This window comes from Rhizobium sp. P2_G9 (assembly GCF_056403475.1).
Map to the genome: position 1 here is coordinate 1 of NZ_JBFUFK010000075.1, position 24,966 is coordinate 24,966.

General features: G+C 59.1%; 30 protein-coding genes and 5 pseudogenes. 19 read left to right on the top strand and 16 right to left on the bottom strand.

The window, feature by feature from the left end; genetic code table 11:
- Nucleotides 1-1,477: winged helix-turn-helix domain-containing protein (locus AC1DYF_RS37435; protein WP_477883631.1), on the top strand; the 1,477-nt coding region annotated here is incomplete at its 5' end.
- A gap of 116 nt (nucleotides 1,478-1,593) precedes the next feature.
- Here the strand turns inward: AC1DYF_RS37435 and AC1DYF_RS37440 are convergent.
- Together AC1DYF_RS37440 and AC1DYF_RS37445 are read right to left on the bottom strand one after the other, a co-directional pair.
- A pseudogene (locus AC1DYF_RS37440) lies at nucleotides 1,594-1,662 on the bottom strand (integrase core domain-containing protein); the annotation flags it as partial.
- A gap of 114 nt (nucleotides 1,663-1,776) precedes the next feature.
- A pseudogene (locus tag AC1DYF_RS37445) lies at nucleotides 1,777-1,936 on the bottom strand (IS110 family RNA-guided transposase); the annotation flags it as partial.
- Nucleotides 1,937-1,974: 38 nt separating this feature from the next.
- Between AC1DYF_RS37445 and AC1DYF_RS37450 the strand changes: the two are divergent.
- From AC1DYF_RS37450 to AC1DYF_RS37460, 3 genes are read left to right on the top strand one after another with little or no spacing between them, the layout of a single operon-like run.
- Entirely contained in the window at nucleotides 1,975-2,193 is a 219-nt protein-coding gene (locus AC1DYF_RS37450) for a ketopantoate reductase C-terminal domain-containing protein (protein ID WP_477883675.1), read from the top strand.
- A complete protein-coding gene (locus AC1DYF_RS37455; protein ID WP_477883633.1) occupies nucleotides 2,183-2,710 on the top strand; it encodes a 2,4'-dihydroxyacetophenone dioxygenase family protein in 528 nt (175 codons plus the stop codon). The genes AC1DYF_RS37450 and AC1DYF_RS37455 overlap by 11 nt, the downstream gene beginning before the upstream one ends.
- 44 nt (nucleotides 2,711-2,754) lie before the next feature.
- Nucleotides 2,755-3,486, top strand: coding sequence for an SDR family NAD(P)-dependent oxidoreductase (locus AC1DYF_RS37460; protein ID WP_477883634.1), 732 nt, complete (start codon nucleotides 2,755-2,757; stop codon nucleotides 3,484-3,486).
- Nucleotides 3,487-3,653: 167 nt separating this feature from the next.
- Here the strand turns inward: AC1DYF_RS37460 and AC1DYF_RS37465 are convergent.
- Both AC1DYF_RS37465 and AC1DYF_RS37470 read right to left on the bottom strand, forming a co-directional pair.
- A pseudogene (locus tag AC1DYF_RS37465) lies at nucleotides 3,654-4,354 on the bottom strand (IS6 family transposase).
- Entirely contained in the window at nucleotides 4,351-4,500 is a 150-nt protein-coding gene (locus AC1DYF_RS37470; protein WP_477883635.1) for a hypothetical protein, read from the bottom strand. The pseudogene AC1DYF_RS37465 and the gene AC1DYF_RS37470 overlap by 4 nt, the downstream one beginning before the upstream one ends.
- Nucleotides 4,501-4,702: 202 nt before the next feature.
- On the opposite strand from AC1DYF_RS37470, the gene AC1DYF_RS37475 reads away from it, so the two are divergent.
- Complete coding sequence (locus AC1DYF_RS37475) at nucleotides 4,703-4,831, top strand: DUF3072 domain-containing protein (RefSeq protein ID WP_477883637.1); 129 nt, start codon at nucleotides 4,703-4,705, stop codon at nucleotides 4,829-4,831.
- Nucleotides 4,832-4,863: 32 nt separating this feature from the next.
- Here AC1DYF_RS37475 and AC1DYF_RS37480 read toward each other — a convergent pair whose 3' ends face one another.
- The 9 genes and pseudogenes from AC1DYF_RS37480 to AC1DYF_RS37520 all read right to left on the bottom strand — a co-directional run bounded on the left by AC1DYF_RS37480 (nucleotide 4,864) and on the right by AC1DYF_RS37520 (nucleotide 10,936).
- Nucleotides 4,864-5,301, bottom strand: coding sequence for a pyridoxamine 5'-phosphate oxidase family protein (locus tag AC1DYF_RS37480; protein WP_477883639.1), 438 nt, complete (start codon nucleotides 5,299-5,301; stop codon nucleotides 4,864-4,866).
- An 832-nt stretch (nucleotides 5,302-6,133) separates the two neighbouring features.
- A pseudogene (locus tag AC1DYF_RS37485) lies at nucleotides 6,134-6,420 on the bottom strand (IS6 family transposase); the annotation flags it as partial.
- Between the two features lie 45 nt (nucleotides 6,421-6,465).
- Nucleotides 6,466-6,720: pseudogene (locus AC1DYF_RS37490) on the bottom strand (hypothetical protein); the annotation flags it as partial.
- Between the two features lie 144 nt (nucleotides 6,721-6,864).
- On the bottom strand, nucleotides 6,865-7,263 hold the full coding sequence (locus AC1DYF_RS37495; protein WP_477883641.1) for a response regulator: 399 nt from the start codon (nucleotides 7,261-7,263) through the stop codon (nucleotides 6,865-6,867).
- A gap of 693 nt (nucleotides 7,264-7,956) precedes the next feature.
- Complete coding sequence (locus AC1DYF_RS37500) at nucleotides 7,957-8,817, bottom strand: DUF1236 domain-containing protein (RefSeq protein WP_477883642.1); 861 nt, start codon at nucleotides 8,815-8,817, stop codon at nucleotides 7,957-7,959.
- 246 nt (nucleotides 8,818-9,063) lie between these two features.
- Nucleotides 9,064-9,315, bottom strand: coding sequence for a hypothetical protein (locus AC1DYF_RS37505; protein WP_477883643.1), 252 nt, complete (start codon nucleotides 9,313-9,315; stop codon nucleotides 9,064-9,066).
- 110 nt (nucleotides 9,316-9,425) lie between these two features.
- Nucleotides 9,426-9,713: a DUF1236 domain-containing protein gene (locus AC1DYF_RS37510; RefSeq protein ID WP_477883645.1), complete on the bottom strand. Its 288-nt coding sequence runs from the start codon at nucleotides 9,711-9,713 to the stop codon at nucleotides 9,426-9,428.
- Between the two features lie 77 nt (nucleotides 9,714-9,790).
- Complete coding sequence (locus tag AC1DYF_RS37515; protein WP_477883646.1) at nucleotides 9,791-10,480, bottom strand: calcium-binding protein; 690 nt, start codon at nucleotides 10,478-10,480, stop codon at nucleotides 9,791-9,793.
- A gap of 57 nt (nucleotides 10,481-10,537) precedes the next feature.
- Nucleotides 10,538-10,936, bottom strand: coding sequence for a DUF1236 domain-containing protein (locus tag AC1DYF_RS37520; protein WP_477883647.1), 399 nt, complete (start codon nucleotides 10,934-10,936; stop codon nucleotides 10,538-10,540).
- Between the two features lie 303 nt (nucleotides 10,937-11,239).
- On the opposite strand from AC1DYF_RS37520, the gene AC1DYF_RS37525 reads away from it, so the two are divergent.
- Nucleotides 11,240-11,404 carry a hypothetical protein gene (locus AC1DYF_RS37525; protein ID WP_477883648.1) on the top strand — a complete coding sequence of 55 codons (165 nt, stop codon included), beginning with the start codon at nucleotides 11,240-11,242 and terminating at the stop codon, nucleotides 11,402-11,404.
- 354 nt (nucleotides 11,405-11,758) lie between these two features.
- On the opposite strand, the gene AC1DYF_RS37530 is transcribed toward AC1DYF_RS37525, so the two are convergent.
- Complete coding sequence (locus AC1DYF_RS37530) at nucleotides 11,759-12,211, bottom strand: KTSC domain-containing protein (protein ID WP_477883650.1); 453 nt, start codon at nucleotides 12,209-12,211, stop codon at nucleotides 11,759-11,761.
- Between the two features lie 780 nt (nucleotides 12,212-12,991).
- Here AC1DYF_RS37530 and AC1DYF_RS37535 point away from each other — a divergent pair.
- The 7 genes from AC1DYF_RS37535 to AC1DYF_RS37565 all read left to right on the top strand — a co-directional run bounded on the left by AC1DYF_RS37535 (nucleotide 12,992) and on the right by AC1DYF_RS37565 (nucleotide 18,974).
- Nucleotides 12,992-14,899, top strand: a complete 1,908-nt coding sequence (locus AC1DYF_RS37535) for an HWE histidine kinase domain-containing protein (protein WP_477883652.1) — start codon at nucleotides 12,992-12,994, stop codon at nucleotides 14,897-14,899.
- Between the two features lie 3 nt (nucleotides 14,900-14,902).
- On the top strand, nucleotides 14,903-15,283 hold the full coding sequence (locus AC1DYF_RS37540; protein ID WP_477883654.1) for a response regulator: 381 nt from the start codon (nucleotides 14,903-14,905) through the stop codon (nucleotides 15,281-15,283).
- Nucleotides 15,284-15,667: 384 nt separating this feature from the next.
- A complete protein-coding gene (locus AC1DYF_RS37545; RefSeq protein WP_477883656.1) occupies nucleotides 15,668-16,258 on the top strand; it encodes a hypothetical protein in 591 nt (196 codons plus the stop codon).
- The gene (locus tag AC1DYF_RS37550; protein WP_477883657.1) at nucleotides 16,165-16,809 is read left to right on the top strand and encodes a sensor histidine kinase; all 645 of its coding nucleotides are present in this window, start codon (nucleotides 16,165-16,167) and stop codon (nucleotides 16,807-16,809) included. The genes AC1DYF_RS37545 and AC1DYF_RS37550 overlap by 94 nt, the downstream gene beginning before the upstream one ends.
- Before the next feature lie 229 nt (nucleotides 16,810-17,038).
- The gene (locus AC1DYF_RS37555; RefSeq protein WP_477883658.1) at nucleotides 17,039-17,518 is read left to right on the top strand and encodes a response regulator; all 480 of its coding nucleotides are present in this window, start codon (nucleotides 17,039-17,041) and stop codon (nucleotides 17,516-17,518) included.
- 71 nt (nucleotides 17,519-17,589) lie between these two features.
- A complete protein-coding gene (locus tag AC1DYF_RS37560) occupies nucleotides 17,590-18,483 on the top strand; it encodes a hypothetical protein (RefSeq protein WP_477883660.1) in 894 nt (297 codons plus the stop codon).
- A 62-nt stretch (nucleotides 18,484-18,545) separates the two neighbouring features.
- Complete coding sequence (locus AC1DYF_RS37565; RefSeq protein WP_477883661.1) at nucleotides 18,546-18,974, top strand: low affinity iron permease family protein; 429 nt, start codon at nucleotides 18,546-18,548, stop codon at nucleotides 18,972-18,974.
- A gap of 3 nt (nucleotides 18,975-18,977) precedes the next feature.
- Here the strand turns inward: AC1DYF_RS37565 and AC1DYF_RS37570 are convergent, their stop codons facing one another.
- On the bottom strand, nucleotides 18,978-19,385 hold the full coding sequence (locus AC1DYF_RS37570; RefSeq protein ID WP_477883662.1) for a low affinity iron permease family protein: 408 nt from the start codon (nucleotides 19,383-19,385) through the stop codon (nucleotides 18,978-18,980).
- Nucleotides 19,386-19,618: 233 nt separating this feature from the next.
- Here AC1DYF_RS37570 and AC1DYF_RS37575 point away from each other — a divergent pair, with 233 nt between their 5' ends.
- From AC1DYF_RS37575 to AC1DYF_RS37590, 4 genes are all read left to right on the top strand, one after another.
- Nucleotides 19,619-19,807 carry a hypothetical protein gene (locus AC1DYF_RS37575; protein WP_477883663.1) on the top strand — a complete coding sequence of 63 codons (189 nt, stop codon included), beginning with the start codon at nucleotides 19,619-19,621 and terminating at the stop codon, nucleotides 19,805-19,807.
- Nucleotides 19,797-20,159, top strand: a complete 363-nt coding sequence (locus tag AC1DYF_RS37580; RefSeq protein WP_477883664.1) for a DUF982 domain-containing protein — start codon at nucleotides 19,797-19,799, stop codon at nucleotides 20,157-20,159. The genes AC1DYF_RS37575 and AC1DYF_RS37580 overlap by 11 nt, the downstream gene beginning before the upstream one ends.
- Nucleotides 20,160-20,245: 86 nt before the next feature.
- Nucleotides 20,246-20,494: a hypothetical protein gene (locus AC1DYF_RS37585; protein WP_477883665.1), complete on the top strand. Its 249-nt coding sequence runs from the start codon at nucleotides 20,246-20,248 to the stop codon at nucleotides 20,492-20,494.
- A 57-nt stretch (nucleotides 20,495-20,551) separates the two neighbouring features.
- Nucleotides 20,552-20,767 carry a hypothetical protein gene (locus AC1DYF_RS37590; protein ID WP_477883667.1) on the top strand — a complete coding sequence of 72 codons (216 nt, stop codon included), beginning with the start codon at nucleotides 20,552-20,554 and terminating at the stop codon, nucleotides 20,765-20,767.
- Between the two features lie 472 nt (nucleotides 20,768-21,239).
- On the opposite strand, the gene AC1DYF_RS37595 is transcribed toward AC1DYF_RS37590, so the two are convergent.
- Nucleotides 21,240-22,829, bottom strand: a complete 1,590-nt coding sequence (locus AC1DYF_RS37595; protein ID WP_477883669.1) for a sensor histidine kinase — start codon at nucleotides 22,827-22,829, stop codon at nucleotides 21,240-21,242.
- A 199-nt stretch (nucleotides 22,830-23,028) separates the two neighbouring features.
- Between AC1DYF_RS37595 and AC1DYF_RS37600 the strand changes: the two genes are divergently transcribed.
- Entirely contained in the window at nucleotides 23,029-24,375 is a 1,347-nt protein-coding gene (locus AC1DYF_RS37600) for a sensor histidine kinase (protein WP_477883671.1), read from the top strand.
- A gap of 375 nt (nucleotides 24,376-24,750) precedes the next feature.
- Complete coding sequence (locus tag AC1DYF_RS37605) at nucleotides 24,751-24,954, top strand: hypothetical protein (protein WP_477883673.1); 204 nt, start codon at nucleotides 24,751-24,753, stop codon at nucleotides 24,952-24,954.
- Nucleotides 24,955-24,966: the final 12 nt, after the last annotated feature.

Genomic DNA, 24,966 nt, shown 5'->3' on the forward strand with positions numbered 1-24,966 from the left:
GGTTCCTGTGCGATCCAAAACCTTCAGCCTTCTTACCCATATGGTCCTCAATCCGGGCCGCGTAGTCACAAAGGATGAAATCTTCGAGGCGGTCTGGCCCGGGGTCATCGTGACGGAGGACTCGCTCACCCAATGCGTCCGTGATGCCCGTAAAGCCATTCGCGACGACATGCAGGAGATACTGAGGACTGTTCCCCGGCGCGGCTATATTCTCGTCGAGCAATCCAAACTCGCCCGCGACGACCGGTTCGGGCAATCCCCCGGTAATCGGCCAGAAGCTGAGCGATTGGCGGAACCGGTCGTCGCCGTCCTGCCGTTCGTGGTCGCAGGCCAAGAGAACCGCCGACGTCTCCCTCTGCAGTCATTTAACGAAGAACTGGCTGACGCGATCTCGCGGTTCCGTTCAGTGGCCGTGATCGCACCGGCTTCTGCCAGGAAGTTTGACGTCAGCGATGACATCGTTCAGGCGGGCTTAGCCCTGAAAGCAGATTACTGCGTCACTGGTAGCATTGCCGACGCCAGGGACGTCGATGTCCGGGTCAACCTCGTGGACATAGCAACAGGTCGTCGAATATGGACCGATACCGTGACTTCTTCCAATGCCCAGCTCCTGGAGACCCCCGCCTTAATTGCCACGAGGATCGTTGGACGTCTAGTCGGAAGCGTTGAAGCTGACGCCGCGCGACGGGCGCTGAGAACACCGACCGCCAGCCTCCAGGCCTACGCGCATATGATCAAAGGGATTGCTTTGCTCCGCCAACACGGGGAAGGATTTAACGAGGCCGGAAAAACGGAGTTAGAGGCAGCCGCCCGGCTCGATGAAGAATCAGGCCTGATCCAGGCGTATATTGCGCTCGCCGAGGCAATGATCGTGCGTGACAGCGCCGACGCCGCAGGACGCCTCCGAGCCGCTCGGGAGCGAGCGGTGCGCGCAACCGCCATGGCCCCCGAAGAGGCACGGTGCCACAGAGTACTCGCCATCATCCTGACATATCTCCACGAATTCGCTGCCGCCGAGGCGCAGTACAAACGAGCAATGCAGCTTAACCCTTACGATGCCGACACGTTGGCGCAACTCGGATTCATTCGCGCGACGCGCGGATACCCTAATGAAGCGCTCAACCTTATGGATCGCGCGGTCCAACTGAATCCCTTCCACCCCGACTGGTATCATGCCGATCGGCACTCTCCATTGTTCATGCTTGGCCGTTTCGCCGAGTCTGCGGAGTCATTGGAGCGTCTTCCACACCTCAATGCCCGGCAGTCGGCATATATCGCCGCGGCATACGCTATGGACGACCAAGTCAGCAAGGCTGCAAGGCACCTTGCCGACGCGCTGGAAAAGGATCCAGGCTTGGATCTCGCGCTGGTCGCCCAGCAAATGGAGTGGGAGCGCCCGGAGCATCGCGCGATGCTCGCTGATGGCCTGCAGCGCGCCGCCGGAATGCTTGCTCCTGATATGGCGGGCAAACCATAGAGCAGACTTCCCGTATTACAGCCCAATCAGAAATTCATCCGTGCCGCCCGGGAATTGGACGTGTATCTTCTTTATCGCATCAGGGGATATGCTATAAAACCCTGACCCCCGAGTTGTCGGACTGTTCGATTGTAGCGCTCGATATAGGCGTTCTGCTGCGGCTTGCCCGGCTGGATGTGGGTGATGCTGGTGTTGAGCTTGTCGGCCACGCCAGCAGCATCAAAACGTCGAGGTCACACAACCACCGTGCCGGCGGGGACCGCAGGGATGCTTTCCAGACCTAAGAAAGTGCTGGCTGATCAGGCTTTTTTGGCGCTCCATTCGAAGATAGTCTCGTCTACCCAGATACAGTGGAGGATGACTGCATGCTTTCGGGCAACGGCGACTTGTGCCTTTTACGTCCCGATGCGTTTGGCAAGGAGCGGACCCCCACGCCTTCAAGGAAAAACCTTTATTCGTTCAGTTTACCGGCACTGAATCGGCCTTAAAAAAGCGACCTGCGCAATGGCCGATCGTCCGAGTTCGGCTCTTTGTTCGGTGCGGTCCTTGATCTCGCTGGCGCATTGAAAGTCGCCATGCCGACTCTTGAGACACTTTCGCCGTTGATCGGAGCAATGTCGGAAGTCTTGCTCCGGAACCGATTGCAATCTATGAATCCACGGCACCACCGTAAAGTTAGCCGTGGTTCTTCAGCAGGAGGGATGAATGCCGCTTGACCAGGCCGCCCAAAATCTGCGCATGCCCTACCAGTTGCCTTTCCCTCGCGACGCATTGCCGGAAATCGTTATTCCCAAGGCCATTCCCGACGATGAGCGTGTCTGGGTGCCACAGGCGGAAAATGTCTGGTTCCGGCCGCTCTGCCTCAATCGCTCGCAGGGCTACTGGATGAACCTGCTCAAGGTGCGGAAATCCGGCGTGCTGTCACGGCACCGGCATCCGCAGGCGGTGCACGGCTTCGTGCTCAAGGGACGCTGGCACTATCTCGAACATGACTGGGTCGCCGAGGAGGGCAGTTATGTCTTCGAACCGCCCGGTGAGACCCATACGCTTGTCGTGCCTGAACGCGTCGAGGAAATGATCACCTATTTTCAGGTGAACGGCATCATGTATTACGTCGACCCCTGGGGCAGGGCGATGGGCTACGAGGACGTGTTCACCAAAATCCATATGTGCCGCGAGCATTACGAGGCCGTCGGCCTTGGCGCGGACTACACCGACCAATTCATTCGGTGAATCCAGCTCCAGCGAGGCTGATGAAACGAGCAAAGGAGTGCGACATGGGTTTCTGGCCGAATGACTGCTTCAAGGACACTTGGGTTCTGGTGGTCGGCGGAACGTCAGGGATTGGCGCAGGCATCGCAGACGCTTTCGTCGCAGAGGGTGCGCGCGTCGTGGCCACAGGCGTTGCGGAGCACGAGGTCGAAGAAGCGGCATCACGCAAAGGCATCGATGCGGTCAAGCTCGACGTGCGCGACAAGGACGCGGTAGAGCGCTTCATCTCCGGCTTCGACCGGCTCGATCATGTCGTCAACTGCGCCGGTATTATCCGCCGCGGCGATGAACTCGATGCCGACGTATTCGCCCAGGTGGTCGACATCAATCTCAACGGCTCGATGCGGGTCGCTGCCGCCGCCAGGCCGCTCCTCGCAAGGCAGGGCGGCACGCTCACCAACACGGCATCCGTGCTTTCTTTCGTCGGCGGCGGGCTCGTGCCCGGATATGCGGCCTCGAAGGGCGGCATCACGCAGATGACGAAGTCGCTGGCCATTGCCTATGCGCCGGAGGGAATCCGCGTCAATGCCATCGCGCCCGGGTGGATCGAGACGCCGCTTACTGTTGCACTGCGCGCAGACCCCCAACGCAACGACGCCATTCTAGCCCGGACGCCGCTAAAGCGCTGGGGCAAACCCGTAGACCTGGCGGGAGGTGTTCTCTATCTGGCTTCGCCACTGGCATCCTATGTTACCGGCACGATGCTGGTTATCGACGGCGGGTATCTCGCCGTCTGACGGTGCGCCTGCTACTTGGCCGATATGTCCACCGTGTCCAGCGAGCAGGTCTTGCGGGTGCGGTCGATATGCACGGTCAGGCATGCGAGAGCTGCGTCGAGATCGCCCTAGGGCATCGTAAACTTAACGGGCGCGAGGCAGTCGTAGCCCACTCGCACTATGACGGTTCACGCCCGAGCGATCGTCGCCCACAGGTTCATTGCCTCTGAACGCAATTCGCGATGATGATTGGAGGAGATGTCGTGGCGCGGGATGTGGAACAGGTTGGCGATCGGATCATGGATGGAGACGAAGCGCTGTAGATGCCGTTGTGATTTGAAGCGCTTCATGATCCGCTCTCGTCGCCGGAATGGCTGATGGGAATTCTCCGCTCGATTGTTCAACCCTTTGTGGGAGCGATGCTCAACGCCGGGCATGATCTTCAGCTTTGCGGTGCCGTAGGACCGGAGCTTATCGGTGATCATCACCCGCGGCGCTCGGCCCTGGCTCTTCAACAGCTTGCGCATCAAGCGCTCGGCTGCCTTGGCATTGCGACGACTTTGCACCAGAACGTCGAGGACGAAACCATCCTGATCGACGGCCCGCCAGAGCCAGTGCTTCTTGCCGCGGATCGAAACGACAACCTCGTCGAGGTGCCATTTATCGCCGAGCCGACCAGAGAGCGACCGCGGATCTCATTGGCGAAGGCGCGGCCGAACTTCTCGGACCACAGCCGGACCGTCTGGTGCGAGACAATGATCCCACGGGCAGCCAGCATATCCTCAACCATCCGCAGGCTGAGAGGGAAACGGAAATAGAGCCACACGGCGTGAGCAATTATCTCGGCGGGAAAGCGATGGCGGCGGTAGAGTGGATCACGATTTGTCATTGCCCGTCATCGCACATCGAAATCCACGATCCGTTAAGTTTACGATGCCCTTCGAAGTTATCGGCGAGTGAGAAGGTCACGCTGTTGCCGACCGTCTCCTTTCCAGCATGAACGTCATCCACCAGTTCCAAGGCGGAGTCGATCACGTTAGTCTCGTTACCTTTGCCACCATCGATCGTGCCGTCGACGGCACGTCGTGACTTCAGAAGACGTCATTGCCGTCATGTAGCTCAACATTGCCAGTGATGATTTGCCGGTATTACTAACCTTCTCGCCCATGTGCCCGCTATTGACCACAAGGCTTACGCTCTTGACGTCCCCGGACATATAGATTGCATCGACGCCGCGATGTTAGGCTCTTACCTGAACATCCTAACGGAGCAGGCACATAAACCCGAGAAGTTCGACGACGATCTTACGAAAGCAGAAGCCTTCAAGCGTATCGACGAACTCAGGGAAGTCGTCGACCTCGATTGACGGCTTGGCGTTTCGCGTCGCGGCGAATTGGCTCAGGTCTGCGAGATGACTTCGTTCTCCTCGCCGTCCCAGTACTCGATCCTCGCAGCACGCACCTTGATCAGGACGAGGCCAGGGGTGTCGACGCCGTCAGTGAACCAACGGTCGAGATCGTCGACCCAATGTTCGGCGAATTGCGCCTTGTCCTTGATCACGGAGGCCTGACCTTCGATCACCACAAAGATGCCTGGCTTGCCGAGGAGGCTGGGCGCTGCGGAAAATCCAAGCGAAACCTTGGGGTCTTCGGCGATCGCCTTCACCTTGCGAGTTTGCTCGAACGAATAGAACCAGGAATCGCCGTCATATTCGACGTCGCCGTTGTTGCTCATGGGCCGCGAAGAGACGCCGCCTCCCGCTTCACGGGTTGAGAGCATACAGAAATCGATCTTGCGCATCTTCTCCGAAAGTTGTTCGAGCGTCATAGCGGCCATTGGTTTCTCCTCAAGGTGTCGCCAGCCCAACGGGATTAGCCGTCTTCGGTTCCCCTGCGAGATACTCGTACATCCAACGGTAGAAGCTATTTCTCGTACTAACCCGCATAGGCGTCAGTAAATTGGAACGAAAGTGGATACACGTTGTTGATACACTTGGAACGGCCGCATGGTGCCCGCTCCTAGGAGGTTTCCATGAACATTGCCACAATTCTCATAATCGTATTCATCGTTATATTAATCGGCGGCGGCGGCCTGTACGGTAGGGGACGCTGGTTCTGATTAGGCAGAGATGTAGTGTGTTCGGATCGCAAGCGCTGGTAAAACGCAACATCAGGTGAACTCGGGAAAAATTTACCTTATGAATTTAATGGATTTACTGTCGATTACTTTTAGTAGCCTTGTCGTAATTTTTAAGTCAACCCAGTCTTCATCTACCGCTGCTGCACCAACCACGGTGCTGGCTGCATCGCCTCGTCGGATCGCGCCGGCTGATGTGAGCGGCTAGCATGATCTGTCCCAGCCCTGAAGGCATGCGAGAGCGATGTCTGAAAAATCTTGGGCGTCAGCGAGCAGTTGTCAGCGCCGACGTAAATTGTCGTTGACTACGTTTATGAACATATCCTTTCTCGGTAAGATGCACGTACTCGGWGCCCACGACGACCCAGCCACAGTGACGTGCGGCGACCAGGCCGGCCTGGACCTCATCATGGGTTATGCCTAGAGAACCGGAATGGTGCACTATAGACTAGAGAGTAATTGCATCATTTACCTTTAACGCAAGAGCGCCCAGTAAATCCATTATTTGAAAAACGCTCTGCTCAATTGTAACCAGATAACGCCACTTACCGCGAATCTTGACGTAGGTCTCGTCAACCCGACGGAGCTGGCGCAACCGCTCCTCGATCATCGGCGCATAGGTCAGGACCCAATGGGTTCATCGTGCCGTGGTCGACCTCGAAGCCGCGCTCGCGGAACATCTCTTCAGGTCCCAATAACTGAGCGGATGGCGCAGATACCAGGTTACTGCCTGAACGATGACCACGCCTCGAAATGCCGACCCCTGAAATCATCCTTCGGTTGGCGATGCAGCTTCTCGGCAATGGCATCCAGAACCATCAATACGCTCCGCAACATAGGAAGCCGGAATGTCTCCGGCGATCGTCAACACGCGGTTAGCTGAGGAAATTTTTGACAAGGCTTGTCGCAACGCTCGCGCAATCCCATTCTCGTCAGGCCCTGGCCGTCAAGGTATAGTAGGGCGAAGGCCCAGAGGATGACATCGCCAGAGGCAGACAGGCCGCCACGGTCGGCAAACGCCTTCTGCAGCGCGCCGAAGTCCGATCGGCCCTGATGATCGAGCACAACAGCTTCCTCGTCGAGGATCGTTGTGCCAGCAATCTGTCGCACTTCTGCGACAAGTGAGGGGCGCGCGGTCTTGTGCTCTCGCTATGTTCGTATTTTGGCTATACGCACCAGCGGTCCGGCCGACGGCTAATACTAATCCACGCGGTTTCTATTACCAAATCATTGTCGGTCCGTTCAGTTGGGGTTCTTACCCGCTCACGCAGTGCGCAGACTTGGCGAATGATGCTCGTTTTTGGCGACAACAGCCCGTCGCACGATTTGAATTATCGCCTCGGCAGAATACGGTTTCGGCAGGTAGAGAACGCCTGGAGGCAACTCGTAGGCCGGCGGCAATGCCTTGCCGGAAACGACCACGACCACGGCGAACGACAGAGCTGAAAGCAGATCAACTAAGTCAAGCCCGCTCAAGCCGCCCGGCATGTCGACGTCAGTCACGACCGCGTCGATGCGATGGCGCGACAGAATGGCGATTGCTTCGAGAACATTGCCTGCTTCGACGACATCAAACCCGTGATCCTCGAAGGTCAGTAGGAGACCGAGCCGGATCAAGGGTTCGTCGTCGGCCATGAGGACGGTGCTGCGCGGAACGGCCATGTGCTTCTCCATGTTGCGTGGCAGGTGAACTCGCCACGTCCATTTCGGTTGGCCCCCGTCGGACAGTTTTTGCGAACAAACTTAATAAAACCAACAATCGACCGACGTTGCGGGATAGATCGTGGCGCTACAAACTAGGACCAGGGAGGGGCGGTTGTGGAAAACTCCCATCGGGCGTGGATTGGACACTCTCCTCCAACGGATTGCCCCATTCCACCTTTCTGCTGTATTCCTCGACCGCCGCGAACGCCTCGGCGCAGGAGCTAAACCTTCCCGGAAGTGACACCACTTCCGACCCGAAGATCACTAGGACGTCCTTGGTCACTGTATGCCAGATGATTTGCGTTACTTCGTTCAAGCCCATCGGTGCAGCTCGCGGGTGTCGTCCAGATTCGCCGAGGCGAGCAGGCCCCAGCGTCAAAAGCCGACCGGGACGGCCACCCGGCCCACGAACGCCCGTGCCTGTCACCGGTTCAAAGAAACAGGCGATTTTATCGGAATGCTTGGGATGGACCAGTCAGGTCCGCGCCCGGCGATCACAGGATGCCGGTCGGCTGCTCGGTGCAAGCGATGGTGAGGCCCGCCGTTTGATTTCCATTAGACGCGATCGCAAGGGTATCGCGGCGGACGAAAGCAGGAGCGGAGCTTGGCYCGCGCATGATCGGGGGCCAAGCTCCCAGACACGAGCCATCATTACGCTACGATGATGTAGACGACCTCATAGGTGTCCGGATCGACGATCACGATGCGGCCGTCGGCGAGCACGAAATATTCATATCCGCGATATGCGGGCACGAGTTCCACCACCCGCGGCGGAAGGGTATAGAGCTTGATCTTCTTCGGCACCCGGATGCCCACCGTCACCTTGACGTCGAGATGAGCAGGCCGGACATGCGCCTTGACGATGGTGTCGCGGATGACCGTCTTCTCCGAGGTGGTGATGTTGATGCTGCCCGTGGTCTCCTTGGACACCTTGTTCGACGAAGCCTCGTTCTCACTCTCGTTCTTCTTGAGCTTGCGGCTTTCGGCGGTGTTTTCGATCTTGTTCATCCGCTTCTTCGAATGATCGTCAGACGCCGTGTTGCCGTTTTCGTCCGTCTGACCCTGCAGCTTGGCGGTGTTCTCCTTGTTGCGCTGCTTGCCCTCTGACGCCGTCTGGTGCTTCTTCTTCAGCTCACCCTTCGACTGGCCCTCGTCGGAGGCATTTTGGTTCATGTTCTGACCGTTCTGATCCTGGCGCTCGACCCTGTTCTTGTGCTTCTTGAGCTGCTCGTCAGATTGGTCGTCGGAGGCCGCGTTCTGGTCCTGGTTTTGACGAGTCATGGTGGACTGGCTTTGGTCGGTCGTCGAAGAGTCCGGCGACTGAGCTTGGTCCTGCTGCTTCAGTTGCTTTGAACTCGACTGATCCGTCTGATCCTGCTGCTGCATCGATTGCGAATTCTGGCTCTTCGGCTTCAGCAGTTCTTCGTTTTGGTCCTGCGCGTGGGCCGCCGTTCCGAGGGCGGTCCCTGCGAGCAGGGTGATCATCATTGCGCTTTTATGTAAGAGAGACATAGCTCTGCTCCTTTGTTATCTACCTGAGAGAGAGCGGCTGCCGCAGAGCGGAAGGCCGCTCGGTTCATCTGGCGGAAAATCGCCGATGCACATTTGCCGCGCTGCTCGCACGGCATACCGCCGCCGACGAGCGTAGCGGTCCGATTCGTTTCGAAGGTGCGGAAGTTTTTCTTCCGTGGGCCGAACCCATCGGGCCGACCCGGCCATTGACGGCCGGTTGCGCGGCGCGCGCCTGTCAGCAGGCGGCTATGGACATCGAACGCCGAGGAACCCAACGTGTTCCGTGGTGCCTTCGAGCATTCGACAATCGTCCGTTCCGGCCATGTCTGCCGGCTGGAGGTGGGCGACGACGGCGCGCAACGCCAGCTTGACTTCGCCTTCCGACCATCCCGCCGCGGTGCCAGCGGGCAAGACCGCATGCAACAGGCATTCGAAATCGACAAACGGCGCATGGATGTCCCGAAGCAGCTTCAGGGTTACTGGTTCGATCGACCGCATGCACTCGGAAACTCCGGAGCGAGGATCGTAGGGGGAGTCTTGCATGCGCCACCTCCGTGACTGGTCATCAACGCGGCCGGGAGTGCCCGGCCGCGTGCTGGGCTGAGGCGTCATTCGATGATCTTGACGACCTTGCGGGTCTTCGGCTCGATGATGACGCGCTTCTTGTTCACCACCGAATATTCATACTCGGCGTCCGGAATCTTCTTGACCACCACTGTGTCGGGCAATGCAGTGCCGACCGCAATATCGCCTTCGACTGTCGTGCCTTCGTCGACAGACTGACCTTGCACGTAGGTCGTCACGGTGTCGGGAACGACGACGGTGTCCCCGGCGTAAGCGTAGCCGGCCGTGAGCGCGAGGGACAAGGCGGCGGTTGCGAGAAGTTTGGTTTTCATGGCTATTTTCCTGTTCATGATGTTTGGCCGCTCAAGACGGCAGTAGGGGAGCGCTACACGTGGCGCACCCGATTGGATCAGACGAGATGGAAGTCGGCGTCGGTGACGTGCGACCGCTGCACGCCCAGCAGGGTCACGGTATGGCCGTCATCAAAGTCAATCACGGTGTCGCTGCCCGACCTGTGGACAGTAAAGTCGTTCATGGAGTCCACACCGATGTAGTCCTGGTGCGTGCTGCCACCGTCGGCGTCGAAATCCGTGATCGTGTCATTGCCGTCGTTACTGTGGAAGGCGAAGACATCCGAGCCGTGGCCGCCCGTCAAACGGTCGTCACCCGTATCGCCATCCAGGAAGTCACGGCCACCATGGCCCTTGAGGACGTCATCGCCGTGGCCGCCCCATAGCCAGTCGCGGGCGGACGAACCGTTCAGCATGTCATCGCCACGGAACGCGTAGTTCAGCATGCCGTCGAAGCCCTTGTTGACCAAGGTGGTCTGCAGCTTTGCCGCGTCATAGTCGGCATTGCTGATCGCCGCATAGACGTCGCCGTGGTTGTCCTGGAAGGTAACGTCGCTGACCGTGCCGCCAACCAGCATGTCGCCGTCATAGGAGAAGTTCGACCCCTCGAGCACGATCTTGTTATGGGACTCTGTATCGACATAGACAGCCTTGCCGGAACGCTCTGTTCTCAGCTCAAGCGAGCTTTCGTTGTAATATTGATCGAGGGATTCGTAGTTCAACTGGCTGGTAAAGGTCGCTTTGACCATGGATGCTTCTCCTTCTTTCGACAAAAAAAGCGGGCGGCTCATGGCCGCCCGCAGGTACTACTCGATGACCCGCACGACGACCCGGTTCTTCGGGTTGACGATCACGCGGTGCCGGTTCACGACCGCATAGGCGTAGCGGTTGTCCTCCGGCACCGGAGTCAGCATGACGCGGTCAGGCAGGACATGGCCGACGCGGATGCGTTCCTTGATGACGACATTCTGCTCAACGGGCTGTTCCTGAACGTAGGTGACAACGCGATCCGGCGGCGGGTCGATTGCCGCACCGAGAGTGAGGCCGACGGCACCGCCAATAACGGCTCCAACCGGACCACCGACAACGGCTCCTGTGGCAGCGCCGCCGACGAGACCGGTCACCTTGCCTCCGTTGTCTCCCGCATAGGCAAACGTGCCGGCCGACAACGATGCGACGGCGGCGATAAGAACTGTTGCTTTCATGGCCAAGCTCCTTGGTTGATTTGCCAATGAGCGCCAAACGACATGTTTGTAGCTAAGTTCCAAAAAATAAGCGGGTTGCCTAATAAAAAAGCGTTGTCAGCGTTTTGTATGTAAATTGTCAGCAAACAGTCAGTTTAGGCGATCAGTAGAAGTATGCGAGTCCATGTGTTTCCGACTACCAAGCCGAGTGAAGCCCTGCATCCTATGGAATATTGATAACTCAGAGCTGTATTTTCAAAGGGTTGGAACAAATGGATTCTCAGCGACATTTGTAGACCGAGACACGCCAACGGGGACAACCACATGGCTAAGGGATACAAGTATTCATCCACCCAAGCGCGGCTTCAGCCCGTAGCCGCAACCGTAATTTTTACGGCCCTTGCAGTTGCGGCGATCCTGCTCGGTTCGGTCGGCATGAAAGCAACCCCCGTCGTCGACGGAGCCTATGAAATCAACGCCGGCGGATGAATTGGCTCTGGGCATTTTGGCCGGTGCTCGGGATCAGTCTCGCGATGGCTGCATCACGGGAAGCAGGAAGCGCCTGATCCCTGCCGTATGTCGCCGAAATTGACGCAGTCGAGGCCGGAGCCGCCCGCGCACGCGTCGGTGCAACGGCGGACAAGGCTTTTCAGCCTGACTACAAGCGCCTTGAGTTCCCTCTTTTTCGCTCGGACCCCGTCGAGATATGACTGGCGACGTCTCGTGTCTCGGAACAGTCGCGGTTCTTGCTAACCGAGAGATCAAGCGGCACCCGGACGCGCTCGATCAAAAACCGAATTGCCTGCGTTGGTCGTCATTCCGGGGCGTCAAGGGAACTCCATTCTACCGGATGGCGGAGAAGCGCTCGTCGGCATCGTTCGAAGCGTCGCCCTCCGATGTCGTGCGCATCGTCTGACTTTGCAGGCCGGTCATACGGTTGGGCAGCCCAGAACAGCGGCTGCCGCAAGCCGTTCTTCCGTCGACAGGGACGGCTCCCTCCGACCCGGTGGTGAGGCCTCCCCCCGAGGCGATGAGCATGAAGAGCGAGGCCGCTAGGGAAAGGGCAAGCTTCACGCCGGGGCGGAGGCCCGTGGAATGATGCACATCTCGATCCGCGATGTACTGCCGATAGTAGAAGCCGGGCGACTCCGCCTCGACAAGGTTCCTGAACATGGCTTCCGAAACGCCGTCGTGAACGGCGCAACGATTGTTGTGGAACCAAACGCGTAGTGTTCCGCTCGGCCTATAATATGCTGCCGACGCGATCAGCCGAGAATGCAAGGCGACGCATTCCATGATGCCGCTTCCCTTGTGCCAGTCGATTCATGCCCGCGGAGGAGCCTCATTTTTGTCGGTCGCGCACCGACTGTCGCGGACCAGATCGCCCCTGCATCCATCAGCCCTTTGGAATGCGAAGCGGTGCCGGCGACAGTCCCGGTTGAACCACGCTCAAGAAGCAGGCTGAACCGTTCTTGTTCCGAAAATCGGAGATCAACTATTCACCGCTTTTGTAAAAGAACGAGAGTGCGTACAAGAAACCACGGAGCACTCTACCATCGGCCACGTTTTGGTGGCGATTGCAACGGAGTCCGCCGTCGTGTCGCTTTGTATCGAGGAACCGCATAAAAATAGGCCGACGACCTGCGCTGGCTCGTGCGGATGCGAGGACCAGGGCTATCCGCTCGGCAAACCCACGAGCGCCACTGAAATCGCGGAGCGCTGCGCCGAAGAAGCCCTCTGGCGCAGGCCGTGTGATCCCTGTGGCCAAACCGACCTAGGTTAAGGTGCCGGTCGAGAACGGCTTCTTGCGGGTGGAACCGTCCCGTCAGGCCGAGGGATTCACAAACGGAACCTTGATCGGCGCACGTGGGTTTAGACGACAGCCCACCAAGCGCAGTTCGTCGCGCTCGGTTCAGTTGCCAAGGAGCGCAACTCGCATCATATATTTGCATGCTCCGCCCACGCCGCTCCCGGAGACCGCATGTGAGGTCGCCAAGCACAAAGCTTCCTGACACGGACGCGTCCAGGCGACTGGCTTTGCTCGAGTCCTACGGCGTCTCCCAGACCGCTCCGGAGGTGGATTTCGAGGATGTCGCGGCCATCGCCGCGGGTATCTGCCGTGCACCCATCGCGTTCGTCAGCTTCTTCGACGACAAGCGGCAGTGGTTCATGGGCATGATCGGCTGCGACGTTCGCGAACTTCCGATCGAACAATCGATCTGCTTCAACACGCTTGCGGATTCCGGGCTGTCGATCGTCCGCGACCTCTCCGCCGATCACCAGACGTGTGACAGCCCGTTCGTGACGGATGCGCCACACGCGAGGTTCTACGCGGCAACGCCGTTGAGCGCTCGGGACGGAACGATCATCGGTTCGATCGGTGTCCTGGACGTGTCGCTCCGAACCGAGAGGCTGGACGAACGTCAGACACGGGCACTTCACGCATTGGCGCGCCAGGTTATGTCCCGACTTCGCGAGCGCAGCCAGCCTGGGAGGACCGGACCAAGGCCTCACACCGACCGCAATCTGACGTCCTTTAATACCAGCAACGCCCTGCTGACTCATGGGTCCGACAAGGTCGGCGCATTCGATGTCGACATTGGCACAGGCGTAGCCGCCGTGTCGGCTAGCTTGTGCCGGATTTTCGGCATCCCCATAGCCAAAGCCTATTCCGTGACCTCGCTCGACGAGTTCACCGTTCCCGAAGACCGGGAGATCAGTGCCACCGCCTGGGAACGTCGTGACGCTTCCGCGTCGACCAACATGGTATACCGGATCAGGACACCGGCAGGCGAACTCAAATGGATCGCCAGGAGCGCCGTCATCGACCTCGACGATTTCGGCTCGCCCGCACGCATGATCGGCACGGTGCAGGATGTCACCGAGCAGAAAAAAGCGACCATCCGCATGGAGGCCAAGATAAGCCTGGGCGATCGTCTTCGCGAACTGGACGACATTCAGTCGGTCGTGCTGGTCGCCTCCGATCTCATGGCGAAGTCGCTGGATGCGATCCGGGCGGGATTCGGGATGGTCGATCCCGCGGCCGAGACGATCACCGTGCAGAACGAATGGTTGGCACCCGGCACGTCAAGCGTCACTGGGACCCACAAGTTCCGCGACTACGGCGATTACATCGACGACTTGAAGAACGGCCAGCCGGTCCTGATCATGGATGTCACCCAAGACCCCCGCACGCGTGACAAGCCCGAGCGATTTCTGTCTCTGGGGGTTCGGTCGATGGTCAACCTGCCGATCATCAACCACGGACAATTGCAGCTCGTCGTGTTTGTCCATCATAGCCATCCATACGCCTGGTCGGAGGAAGAACTGGTGTTCATTCGAAGCTTCGGAGACCGGGTGCAGCTCGCGATAGCTCGCATTCAGGCCGAGCATGACCAAGAGACACTTAACCGCGAGATCGGCCATCGTTTGAAAAACACGTTCGCGATGGTCCAGGCGATCGCCCATCAGACGCTCAGAGGTGTTTCGGAAAAACATCTCGTCTCGACCTTCGCGCATCGACTGGCGGCACTGAGCGGCGCGCACGACATTTTGCTAAGTGGCGATCACCAGGGGGCGACCGTGCGAGAGGTCGTCGAAGGCTTCGCCAAAACGCTGTCGGTTGAAAGCCGCGTCGACATCGTAGGACCAGACGTGACGCTCGGTTCGCGCGGCACGCTGTCTCTGTCGCTGCTGCTCCACGAGCTTGGCACGAACGCCATCAAATACGGCGCTCTTTCGAATGAATATGGCCGCGTGCACGTCTCATGGAAAGTGGAAGGCGAACACGAGGCAGCCGAGTTCCGTCTCGTCTGGAGGGAGGTCGGCGGGCCTCAGGCGCGTGAACCGGAACGAAAGGGCTTTGGGTCCAAATTGATTGGAATGGGATTGATCGGAACTGGCGGCGTGATCACGCATTACGGTGAGGACGGCTTCTCCGCGGAGATGACCGCCAACCTGCAACAATTGGAACGAGCGAATTAGGAGATGGGTCAGTCGAAGCCCTTAGCCCGCCCCGTGGTGCTGATCGTCGAAGACGAACCTCTTCTGCAGCTGATGGCGATCGATGTCGTCGAGGACGCCGGTTTCGACGTGGTCGAGGCCACGGACGCCGACGAGGCGATCAAAATACTCGAAGCCCGCAACGACATCCGCATCGTGTTCACCGACGTCGACATGCCGGGATCGATGGACGGCATCAAGCTTGCGATGGCGATACGCGACCGATGGCCCCCTATCAAGATCATCGTGACCTCCGGCTATGCGCGGTTTTCCAACCCTGTCCTGCCTGAAGGCGCGGTGTTCTTCGCCAAACCCTACGACATCGACAAGGTCACTGCGCAACTGCAGGAGATGGGACGTCAGTGAATGTCATCGGACGCAGCGGGATAATGTCCGATGGCGCTCTGAGTGACAGTGGATGGCAATGGGAGGGCGTTAACATGGACGTGGTGACAGATCATTGGCCGGACCCCTCTGTGGGCTACTGATCCTGAACTTCCGAGCGTTCGGCGAGCGTCGCGCCGCCGATGCGGACCCGACGTGACGTGACGGGGCAAGGCCTGACGACCCAAGCCAAAGACCCGTGCGGCCATCTCAGTTCCGCTTGGTGGACAACAGGCCTTGCTCGGACTGTTCAAATCCGCATGACGATTGTCCTTGCAAACCCAACTTTGATGTTTGCGAAAAGACGCTTTGCCGATACTCCTGCCGTGTCGGCCCGGTTTCCTGTGCCCTGACGGAAGGCAGCCAGTGAACGAACTCATCAGGCCGGATTTCTCAGCCATCTATCCCGACGACCTGTCCCGACGTCCCGCGCCCGCCGTTGACGCCTCGCAGGAAAAGTCCGCACTGCTCGAACTTGCCAAGCAGATGCACGACGACCCGGCCGAAATGCTGCCGAAATTCGTCGAATTCGCGATGGAGCTGACGGGAGGCATATCCGCGGGGCTTAGTCTCCTGGAGACGTACGGTCCGGAGCAGGTGTTCAGGTGGCATCATCTGCGAGGCCTTCTGGCCGAGTTCGAGGGCGCGACGACACCGCGGGACTTCTCGCCTTGCGGTATCACGCTGGATAGGGACGCACCCACCCTGGCTGTTCACCCGGAGCGCTACTACGACTGGATTCCGCAGCACCTCTCGCTGCCGGAGGTTATGCTCGTGCCGCTTCATGTCGGACGGCGCGAGCCGCTCGGAACCCTGTGGATCGTCGGACAGGGGGCAGGCCATTTTCACGCGGGGCGCGCGCGATGGAGGAACTCGCCACGTTCATCGGCATCGTGCTCAAGACTTTGCGAACCGAGCAGGAATTGCAGCGGTCGCTCGAGCAGCGGGAGACGCTGATACGGGAGATGAGCCACCGCCTCAAGAACGTTTTTGCCATCGTCGACGGCATGATCCGGATGACCGCGAGGGGAAGCGAAACCAAGCAGGAGATGGCCGACACGCTTTCGGGCCGCCTCCACGCGCTTGCCGAGGCCCACTCTCTTGTACGCCGCAGCTTCAGCGAAGTGGCGGGTGTCGCCACCGACATCGGCGAAGTGCTCAGGATCATTGTGGAGCCGCACGAGAACCGTTGCTCCGCCAAGAAGAAGTTCTCATTCGACGGGCCCCTGGTCGCTTGCGGAGAACAAGCGATCCAGGGTCTCGCCCTCGTCTTTCACGAGCTTGCTACCAACGCCGCCAAATATGGTGTCCTTGGTGCCGACGAAGGGCAGGTTGCCGTGTCCTGGCGGATCGATGGAGGAGATGTCTTGGTCCATTGGTCGGAGCGTGGCAGCCCTCCCATTGGCCGACACCGGCCAACAAGGGGTTCGGCAGCACCCTTGTTCAGTCCACCGTCGAGCGGCAATTCAGGGGCGCTCTCGACTACGAATGGTCGCGCGACGGCCTGACGGTGAACATCTCCCTGCCACTCGCGGCTGGAGAGCTGACTTGAGCCGTCGCTCGCCGGGCTTACATAGACAATCTCCCAGGTCGCCCATGCCAATCGAGCGGAACCAAACTCGGTTCACGCGATTTCTGCCGCATGGACAAGCACATTCGAACATCCAACGCGCCCGGCCGCTCTCGTAGTCGACGACGAGCCGCTGATCCTCATGCACATAGCCGACATCATCTCCGATGAAGGATACGGGGTCACCGAAGCAGCGAGCGCGGAAGAAGCCTACCAAATCCTCATCGAACATAGACTTCGAACTTGTTTTCACCGACGTACAGACCGGCGGCCCGATCGACGGCTTGGAACTCGCCCGCGAAGTATCTCGACGCTGGCCTCATATTTGCGTCGTGGTCGCCTCGGGTGCCACTTGCCCCAGGCCGGGCGACCTTCCTGACGAGGCGGTTTTCCTGCGAAAGCCGATTTCCGCGGCGCTCGAGCACAAGGTGATCCTAGAGCGCTGTCGACCAAAGGCTGGAGGAAATCCTCACGAAGGTATGAAGGCCGCAAAGTCTACGACAGCGGCGAAGCCACGTTTTCGCTTCCAAAGAGCGCTTCTTCTCCTGGGCAGCGACGATCAAACGGTTTGGATAGCCATCATGGAAGGGGATGCACTTCCAACCCGCACCTACAATGACACGATCAAGGAAGCATCGGTCGGATGACGAGATCACGGAGGCAATGATTCCCTGGTAGTAACCGTGCGACCCGCATGCGTTGACGGAAGGAGATTCGATTGGCAACAGGCGAAATTTCCAAGGGCGACAGACCTGGCGCGACAGTGTCCTTCGAATACGACCGCACGACGGTTCAGCGCTTTCGCAAGGCCTTTCCCCGGGCGCGCTGGGACGACCTCAGGAACGTCTGGTTCGTTCCCGGTACGACCGCCTCCCGCCGCATCCGTCGGTGGCTGGACCTCGAGGCAAGCGCGCGCGACGTCTATGCCGACGCCAGGGGACGCGACGCGTTCGCTTTCGAGCCGATCTTAAGCAAATACCTCGAACCTGGGGACGACATCGTCATCAGGACGCCCTATTCGCGAACCGTGGTGGCGGAGCTGCAAAACGTGCCGTTCGCGGCATGGGACGACCAGCGGCGAGCGTGGCGCGTGCCGTATCGATCCCTGGATGACTTACGATCCCGGTGGCCCACGATCGAGGCCGCGGCGATACGCAACGAGCCGGAGGAGAAACGACGGCGGCTGTCGCAGGCGAAGGCCACGGACGAGTTCGAGACGGCGAGGCAGCGTGCCGCCGAACGCCGGCGACGGAGGTATCCGCTTCCGTCCGACGATCTTCCGCCACCTGAGCGACCGGTGACCACAGGCCAATACGGGATCATCGCGTTCACCGAAATCACGGGAGAACTGGCGGACCCCGAGGTGGTGCGCCAGTTCTACAATCAGGGTACTCCCGGGCTTTCCGACTTGATCTGGGGGACCTGGCGCGTTCCGTCGCTTGGCGAGCTTGTAGGGACATGGCCGTCCAAACCGCCCGACACGTGCCAACGTGAACGCGGCTGGTGGTTGCCCACGAAGGAAGAACTTGTCGCCGCCAGAAAAGCTGCGCGGTCGCGAGAAAGGCGAAAGTCGCGCACGCCGCATGACCTTACGCCGTCTGGTGCAGTTTGACATCGTCATCCGGTCACGGTCCGCCATCGCCCCGCCGTGCAGAGCTGGAACAGAAGTCGGCATTGTCTGTTAATGACACTGACAAACTTGCGGCTTTGAAGATGTGGCCACCCGAGGAATCGACCGTGCCGGCAGTCGTCAACTCATTGAGCGCGGCCTTTCGGCGAGCCTCTTCGTTCGTCTCATGGTTCTCGGGGCATCATCTTACGCTTGCGGTGATGGGGGCGATGACGATCGGGTGGACATCATACGGTTTCGCATGCGGTTTCGCCGTCAAATGGTTTATGATATCGAATACCTTGTGCACCGTCGGGTCGTTTCTGATCTTGGTGATGCTCCAGCACTCGAGACGCCGTGAGACGTTGGCGATCCAGACCAAGCTCGATCAGTTGATCTTCGCGAGTGACGCGAAGAACGACTGGATCGGCGCGCAGAGGCACGAAGCTGACGTGATCGAGGACATGCGATTGAAGCATCACGGAAGCCAGTGACCGTCAGGCCGCCCTCGGATTTGAGCTGGTCTTCTCATCTGCCCGCTCGGCCGCGCAGTCGGATTCCTTGGCGAGGGTCTCGCTCATTTCCCGAAGCTCCTTCTCGTCGAGCTTTTCAATTCCGACAAACTTGTTCGCCGCCTGCGAAGACAGGATCAGTTCGTCGAGCTTCGCCTGCAACGCCTTGCCGTCCCTGTTCTGGCTGTTTTGAAGCACGAACACCATCAGGAACGTGATGATCGTCGTGCTCGTATTGATCACGAGCTGCCACGTCTCGGAATAGTTGAAAAACGGCCCCGTGACCGCCCAGACGAGAACGAGGACGACTGCCGCCACGAAGGTGACGGGTTTGCCGGAAGCTGAGGCGATCGCGCTCGCAAATCTCGAGAAAATGCTGGGCTTGCTCGACATCTGGTCACCATCTCGACAAGAAACATTCCTTGGGTGACATTGAAACGCCCGGCAACGGGGCACCGTTCCGCCCCGGATCTGGGAAGTCGTATTCGGTGCGGTATCGCTCAGAGCTTCCGCCTTGGACCGGTTGCCGCGGGTTCTATTGAACCATGTATTCTTTCTGGCTTGGAACTATCTCGGCTCGTCGGCGTTCTCCGTCCCGGAAAAAACCCACACATGCGATGGGACCAATGACGGACGACGAAAACGATGATGGCAACCTTGAGGAAGCCCAAGCCACGCACCTGCGCCCGGACGCCCGACGGGAGAGGACGGACATCCTCTTTCGAGAAGTGGCGCGCGCCGAGGCCGTCAAGCGCCACGAAAAGACCGAACGCCTGAAGCACGCGCGGTTGGAGGCGGCACGAGATGGCATATGAGAATTCGGCTCTGGGGGAAGGTTTATTGAGTTCGCCCGTTACCCGCCGGTTCGACAAGGTCGTAGGGTTCAAGATGGGAGGCGAATGGCTGGCCGTCGACAACGCGCTGGACGTCGTGCGCATGCTGGCGGATGCGTGGCCAGACAGATCGGGTCCGTCATATAGGCGGGCGTTGAGCGCATGTCGTGCATATCTCGATCATGACGGCTCGCCAATCGCCGCAAGAGCTGCTTTCACCGTAGCGGTGATGGAACTTGGCCTGCCTTTCAGGTTGTTCGACGACATGATGGCCTTCATGGATTTTCAGGTCGAAGTTATGACCGAGGAAGACATCCGACGCAGCGCGGTTTGACGAGGCCGGTTTCCGGCACCCGCGCTGGAACATCCGCTTTCCGAGGCAGTTGTCGGAACATGCAAAACTCTCAAAAGACAGACATCGTGCGGCAAGAAGAGCTTCGGGAACTCGTCGATTTCGAGGTCGCGGACATCGTCGCCACAGGAAACGAACAAGGTTATTCCGCCCAGGAAGTGCTGGCGGCATTGACGGCCTCCGTGGCCGCAAGTTCGGACGCGCACGAACAAGACCCCGACGCGACGGACGATCCTCTCGTCGACACGGAAAAGACTCCCGATTTGGGCGCGTTATCGGAGGGCACTTCTGCCAAAATCGATCCCGGCATCGGATAAAGATGTCCTTCGGCCTCCCACCCGATCCCTCTAATATATTTCAATAAACGAGACGGCATGGAACTTGATCAATTGCGCCGCATGTTGGACGAATTGGAGCCGGGAATGTCGATGACCATTCCAAAGGACTGGATCAGCGCGAACGTGGCGGGCGAAGACGAGACCGAGCGCGACGTGAACATGATTGAATTCGTCCTCGGGTACAATTGCACATGGGAACGTGACCCTGAAGGAAAGCGCCTCACTTTCGAGAAACAGCCTTCCACCGCATAGCAGGTCTAACAGGCCCGGGGAGCGAAAAGACCCGCCTCTTTGAACAAGCGCTTCAAGATGTGGAGCGCGTTTGTGCGTTGCACTGTTGATGTCGGAGGCCCAGCCTTCGACACGGGTTCCGATTTACGGCGCACGTTCGCCACGAATGGTCCTCGTCCAGCCGGAACGATAAGACCCGTCTCATTAGGCGTTGAATGGAGGGTCCACTAATCTTGTGGTCGTTAACCCGCGCCGCGGTTATTTCGCCCTGCGGGAATTCGCGTAGACAAGGATCGACGTTACGATGTGCGAACGCAGCCGGTGACAACGTGATGAGACAAATAGCGGATGCCCGACGCACCTTGCATCCGCTAAGCAACACCGCAAGGTCTTTCAGTCGGTCGGTTTACGCTGAGTTCTCGTTTTCGTACTCTTCCGTGGCCGCCAGAGCCATGACTGGCGCTGTAAACGCGTACTTCAGCCCGGTCGCGGCTTAATCGACCTCGACTTTGCCGCCGGTCTGCGCTGCCAGCGCTTTTTCCATCATCTGCGAACCAAACCCGGCCTTGTCCGGCGGCTTGACGGCGGGGCCATCTTGCTCATCCCAGCGGAAGACGAGGTCGCCATTGGATATCTCCCACGTGACATGCACTCGTCCTTCAGGCTTGCTTAGCGCACCGTATTTGACCGCGTTCGTGCTCAACTCGTGCACGGCCATCGCGATCGCCAACGCCGGCTTAGCGGACAAATCAAAAGGCGGACCTGATATCCGGAACCGCGGCTGGGCCATGTCTTCAAACGGCGCAATCGTCGTCTTCACCAAATCCATTAGAGAGGAGGTCTCGTGGTCGCGTCTCAGCACCATGAAGGCATCGCTTATCGCCGCCAGTCTATTGCTGTAAGCAGCCAAAGCGTTCGGCATCGTGGTCGTTCCCCGGAACGTTTGTGTTGCCACCGCTTGGACGACCGCGAGAACGTTCTTGATGCGATGACTCATCTCGGCTTCGAGCAGTTCACGCTGCTGGCGCGCTACCACCAGCTCGTCCATGAAACCGTCGATCGCCGCGCCGATCGCGCCAAGCTCGTCTCCGCCAGGCCGCATCCCGGTGCGGACTTCAGTTTTGCTGTCTCGCCATGCGTTTAGGGCACCCAATATGTGATTTACTGGCTTCTGGATGGCGAACCGATTGGTTTGCCAAGCCAGAAGAAGGGAACCGAAGACGGCGATAACGGTCGCAATGATACTGAATATCATGGCTTGCCTGATAGAGGAGAAACTGTTTTCCACAGACAGACCTTCGCTGACATAGATGCCTTTGCCGGGTGCGTTTTCGGGGAAATATGCAAGCAAGCGACGCGTGCCGTCCTGGCTCGTCAGCTCAATCGTCCCAGGCGAGCCTGCATTGACCAGATATCGGTACTGCCCAGGAATCCGTGTGCCGACAAAGCGCTCCGGGTAAGGGAAGCGGGCGAGGATGACGCCGTCGCGGTCAGCGACGGTCAGCGCCGCCCCAGGATCGAACTTGCGTGCCTCGACCACCTTCTGAAGCCAGCCCAGGTCGAGCGATAGGGCGACGACGCCGATGGTTTTTCCGGATGGGTCTTTCAAGGGAGCAGCCAACGGCAGCAGGGCCTGACCGGTGACGCGGCTCTTGGTGTATACGCCCACGACGAAGCCGTCGGAACTCAGGGCATCCTTAAAATACTGCCTGTCGGCCAAGGATATGCCCACACCCTTTTGGTCGTGCCGACATTTTACCAGCCCGTCCAGGCCTATGACGCCGACCGACTGAACTCCGGAAATCCTCGCGACAGCGTTGGCCAGCAGCCGGCTGCACCGAGCAGCGTTGTATTCCTGGACGGAGGGTGCGGATGAAACGGTGTAAAGCACGTTTTCCATACCACTGAGGATGCGCTGCATTTCCAGCGCCGCCAGTTGACCGGTCTGGAAGGCACGATCGCGCACTTCGCGTTCGCGCGCCTCATGCAGCGCATAGAGATTGTAAAACAGTACCGCGACCACGGGAAACATGGCCGCAAACATCAGGAGAAGCAGACGCCGCGAGAGCCGAATTCTTGCCATATGACCCCGCCGAGTATGATGCGCGTACGCTCGGACATTATCGAAGATGAAAGCAAACACAACGGACCCAAACCTGAGGGCAGTTCCTTCCTTCTAAGTGCCTCCGTTGTGCAACAAGCAGTCTATTCAATATTGCTAAAGATGCTACAACACGTCAGCGGGGTCGCGACCGAACACGCGATTAACCTGCGGAGATGGCATGAGCGGTGATGCGAAACTCGAGCTGGCCTTAAGAGCTGCGAACATCGGCATCTGGGATTGGGACCTGCGAACCAACAAATTCGACTATTCCGATCGGGCGAGATCAATCTTCGGCTTCCCCCCGAGCGGAGAGATCACCTACGAAATGGTCCGAGCCGTCACGCATCCCGATGATTTTCCTTACACCTCTGCGCAGGCGAAGCGGGCGCGCGACCCCGCTTTGCGTGAAGACCTGCCATTTGAATACCGCATCTTGCGGGCTGACACTGGCGAACTGAGGTGGGTGCGGGCGGAGGGTAACGCGGTCTTCGAGACCCACCGTGGCACGGTCAAGGCCATTCGTTATATCGGCTGCATCCAGGACATAACGGATACCAAGCGAGCCGCGGCGGCCCTTGTAGAGAGCGAACGCAGACAAAGGCTCGCGATCGAGGCCGCCGGTATGGCGGTCTGGGAGATCGACCTTCGGACCAACATGCTTGCGAACTCCCCCGATTTGAAACGTCTTTTCGGCTTCGCGGCTGAAGAGGAGCCGACGTTGGAAGACTTCAGACGGTGCTACGCGCCGGGCGAAGATGGCAAGACAAGGGAGGCGGCGCTTGCTGCTTTGGATCGGGGAGAGAGCCATTTTGAAGCTGAGTTCCGGATCAACAGGAAGGACGGCGAGGAGCGATGGCTGCTGCTGAGGGCGGAAATTCTGCTGTCTGACGCGGGAGAGCCGCAACGCGTCGTCGGTGTCGTAATGGACATCGACGAGCGCAAGCGCAACGCGGAACGGCAGGTCCTGCTCATGCGGGAGCTTAACCACCGCGTGAAGAACTCACTGAGTGTCGTTCAGTCCATAGCCGGGCAGACGTTTCGGCAGGGAAGCGACATGTCAGCCAGCCTCGAGGCGTTTCGTTCGAGATTGCGAGCACTCGCAGACGCCAACGACATTTTGGTGCAAAGCGAGTGGACCTCCTTCGACCTCGAGACACTGATCGACAAAGTGACCTCTCCCTACCGGACCCGGGGGCCGGACCCATTCACGATCACCGGATCGCATATTCTTATCCCCCCTCGCCACAATGTGTCTCTTGCCCTTGCGCTGCATGAACTCGCGACCAACGCGGCCAAATACGGTGCCCTGGCTGCTCCCGAAGGGAAGGTCATGATCCATTGTCGAAGCAACGAGGAAACCGCGTCGATCGAGTGGCAGGAATCCGGCGGGCCACATGTGACGGAAACGAGCCGCCAAGGCTTCGGACTGCAGCTCCTTACAAAGGTGTTGGCACCCGCTTTCAGCAAGATGGAATACGATTTGCGTCCCGAAGGCGCACGCTGCCGCATCGAATTTCGTCTGTGAGACATAGAGGGGCCGAAAGGTCGCGGCAGGCCATCGATGTTGTCTAGAAGAAATCCTTCGAACATGGGCATCCGCGATCTGCGAGGAGTGCGAAGCGCTCGGCCGGACGGGATAGGAACTCGCCTGCCATTTCGTTGGCCATGAGGAGAAACCGAAAAAATCCTCATGTCTTCCTTGCCGCCGCGTTCGGTTGACACGGCCGAGCCTTCGACTGGAAAAGGCTCGGCGCTGCCGAAGGTTCCGAAAATCGTGATGCCGAGAACGGCCGAATTTTTGCAAACCTTGAGGGTTCCGATGCGCGCCCCAGCGTGGCCTGCCGGGAACAAGGGGCGCGATCGGCGGTTTCCCTAGAACAGACGAAGGAAGGAGATCATCATGGCTCTCAACAGTCCAAAGGACGGCGCACCAGGTACCACGGAGCAGTCGCCCCGGTGGGAAGGACCCCAGGCAAGTACCCCGCGTGGTTACATGCCCGCCAAGGACGATCCGAATGTCGACCGGGATGCCGCTGGCGAAAACTTGCAGGACCCGCGTAAACGCAACGTCTCCGACGCGATGAAGACGCGCGGCGACAAATGAACCTTACGGGCC

Bases quoted from the DNA above. Each gene is read 5' to 3' on its own strand.
- AC1DYF_RS37455 (WP_477883633.1), top strand. From the start codon at position 2,183: ATGCCGCTTGACCAGGCCGCCCAAAATCTGCGCATGCCCTACCAGTTG.
- AC1DYF_RS37460 (WP_477883634.1), top strand. From the start codon at position 2,755: ATGGGTTTCTGGCCGAATGACTGCTTCAAGGACACTTGGGTTCTGGTG.
- AC1DYF_RS37475 (WP_477883637.1), top strand. From the start codon at position 4,703: ATGTTAGGCTCTTACCTGAACATCCTAACGGAGCAGGCACATAAACCC.
- AC1DYF_RS37480 (WP_477883639.1), bottom strand. From the start codon at position 5,301: ATGGCCGCTATGACGCTCGAACAACTTTCGGAGAAGATGCGCAAGATC.
- AC1DYF_RS37495 (WP_477883641.1), bottom strand. From the start codon at position 7,263: ATGGCCGTTCCGCGCAGCACCGTCCTCATGGCCGACGACGAACCCTTG.
- AC1DYF_RS37500 (WP_477883642.1), bottom strand. From the start codon at position 8,817: ATGTCTCTCTTACATAAAAGCGCAATGATGATCACCCTGCTCGCAGGG.
- AC1DYF_RS37505 (WP_477883643.1), bottom strand. From the start codon at position 9,315: ATGCGGTCGATCGAACCAGTAACCCTGAAGCTGCTTCGGGACATCCAT.
- AC1DYF_RS37510 (WP_477883645.1), bottom strand. From the start codon at position 9,713: ATGAAAACCAAACTTCTCGCAACCGCCGCCTTGTCCCTCGCGCTCACG.
- AC1DYF_RS37515 (WP_477883646.1), bottom strand. From the start codon at position 10,480: ATGGTCAAAGCGACCTTTACCAGCCAGTTGAACTACGAATCCCTCGAT.
- AC1DYF_RS37520 (WP_477883647.1), bottom strand. From the start codon at position 10,936: ATGAAAGCAACAGTTCTTATCGCCGCCGTCGCATCGTTGTCGGCCGGC.
- AC1DYF_RS37525 (WP_477883648.1), top strand. From the start codon at position 11,240: ATGGCTAAGGGATACAAGTATTCATCCACCCAAGCGCGGCTTCAGCCC.
- AC1DYF_RS37530 (WP_477883650.1), bottom strand. From the start codon at position 12,211: ATGGAATGCGTCGCCTTGCATTCTCGGCTGATCGCGTCGGCAGCATAT.
- AC1DYF_RS37540 (WP_477883654.1), top strand. From the start codon at position 14,903: ATGGGTCAGTCGAAGCCCTTAGCCCGCCCCGTGGTGCTGATCGTCGAA.
- AC1DYF_RS37550 (WP_477883657.1), top strand. From the start codon at position 16,165: ATGGAGGAACTCGCCACGTTCATCGGCATCGTGCTCAAGACTTTGCGA.
- AC1DYF_RS37555 (WP_477883658.1), top strand. From the start codon at position 17,039: ATGAAGGATACGGGGTCACCGAAGCAGCGAGCGCGGAAGAAGCCTACC.
- AC1DYF_RS37570 (WP_477883662.1), bottom strand. From the start codon at position 19,385: ATGTCGAGCAAGCCCAGCATTTTCTCGAGATTTGCGAGCGCGATCGCC.
- AC1DYF_RS37575 (WP_477883663.1), top strand. From the start codon at position 19,619: ATGACGGACGACGAAAACGATGATGGCAACCTTGAGGAAGCCCAAGCC.
- AC1DYF_RS37580 (WP_477883664.1), top strand. From the start codon at position 19,797: ATGGCATATGAGAATTCGGCTCTGGGGGAAGGTTTATTGAGTTCGCCC.
- AC1DYF_RS37590 (WP_477883667.1), top strand. From the start codon at position 20,552: ATGGAACTTGATCAATTGCGCCGCATGTTGGACGAATTGGAGCCGGGA.
- AC1DYF_RS37595 (WP_477883669.1), bottom strand. From the start codon at position 22,829: ATGGCAAGAATTCGGCTCTCGCGGCGTCTGCTTCTCCTGATGTTTGCG.
- AC1DYF_RS37600 (WP_477883671.1), top strand. From the start codon at position 23,029: ATGAGCGGTGATGCGAAACTCGAGCTGGCCTTAAGAGCTGCGAACATC.
- AC1DYF_RS37605 (WP_477883673.1), top strand. From the start codon at position 24,751: ATGGCTCTCAACAGTCCAAAGGACGGCGCACCAGGTACCACGGAGCAG.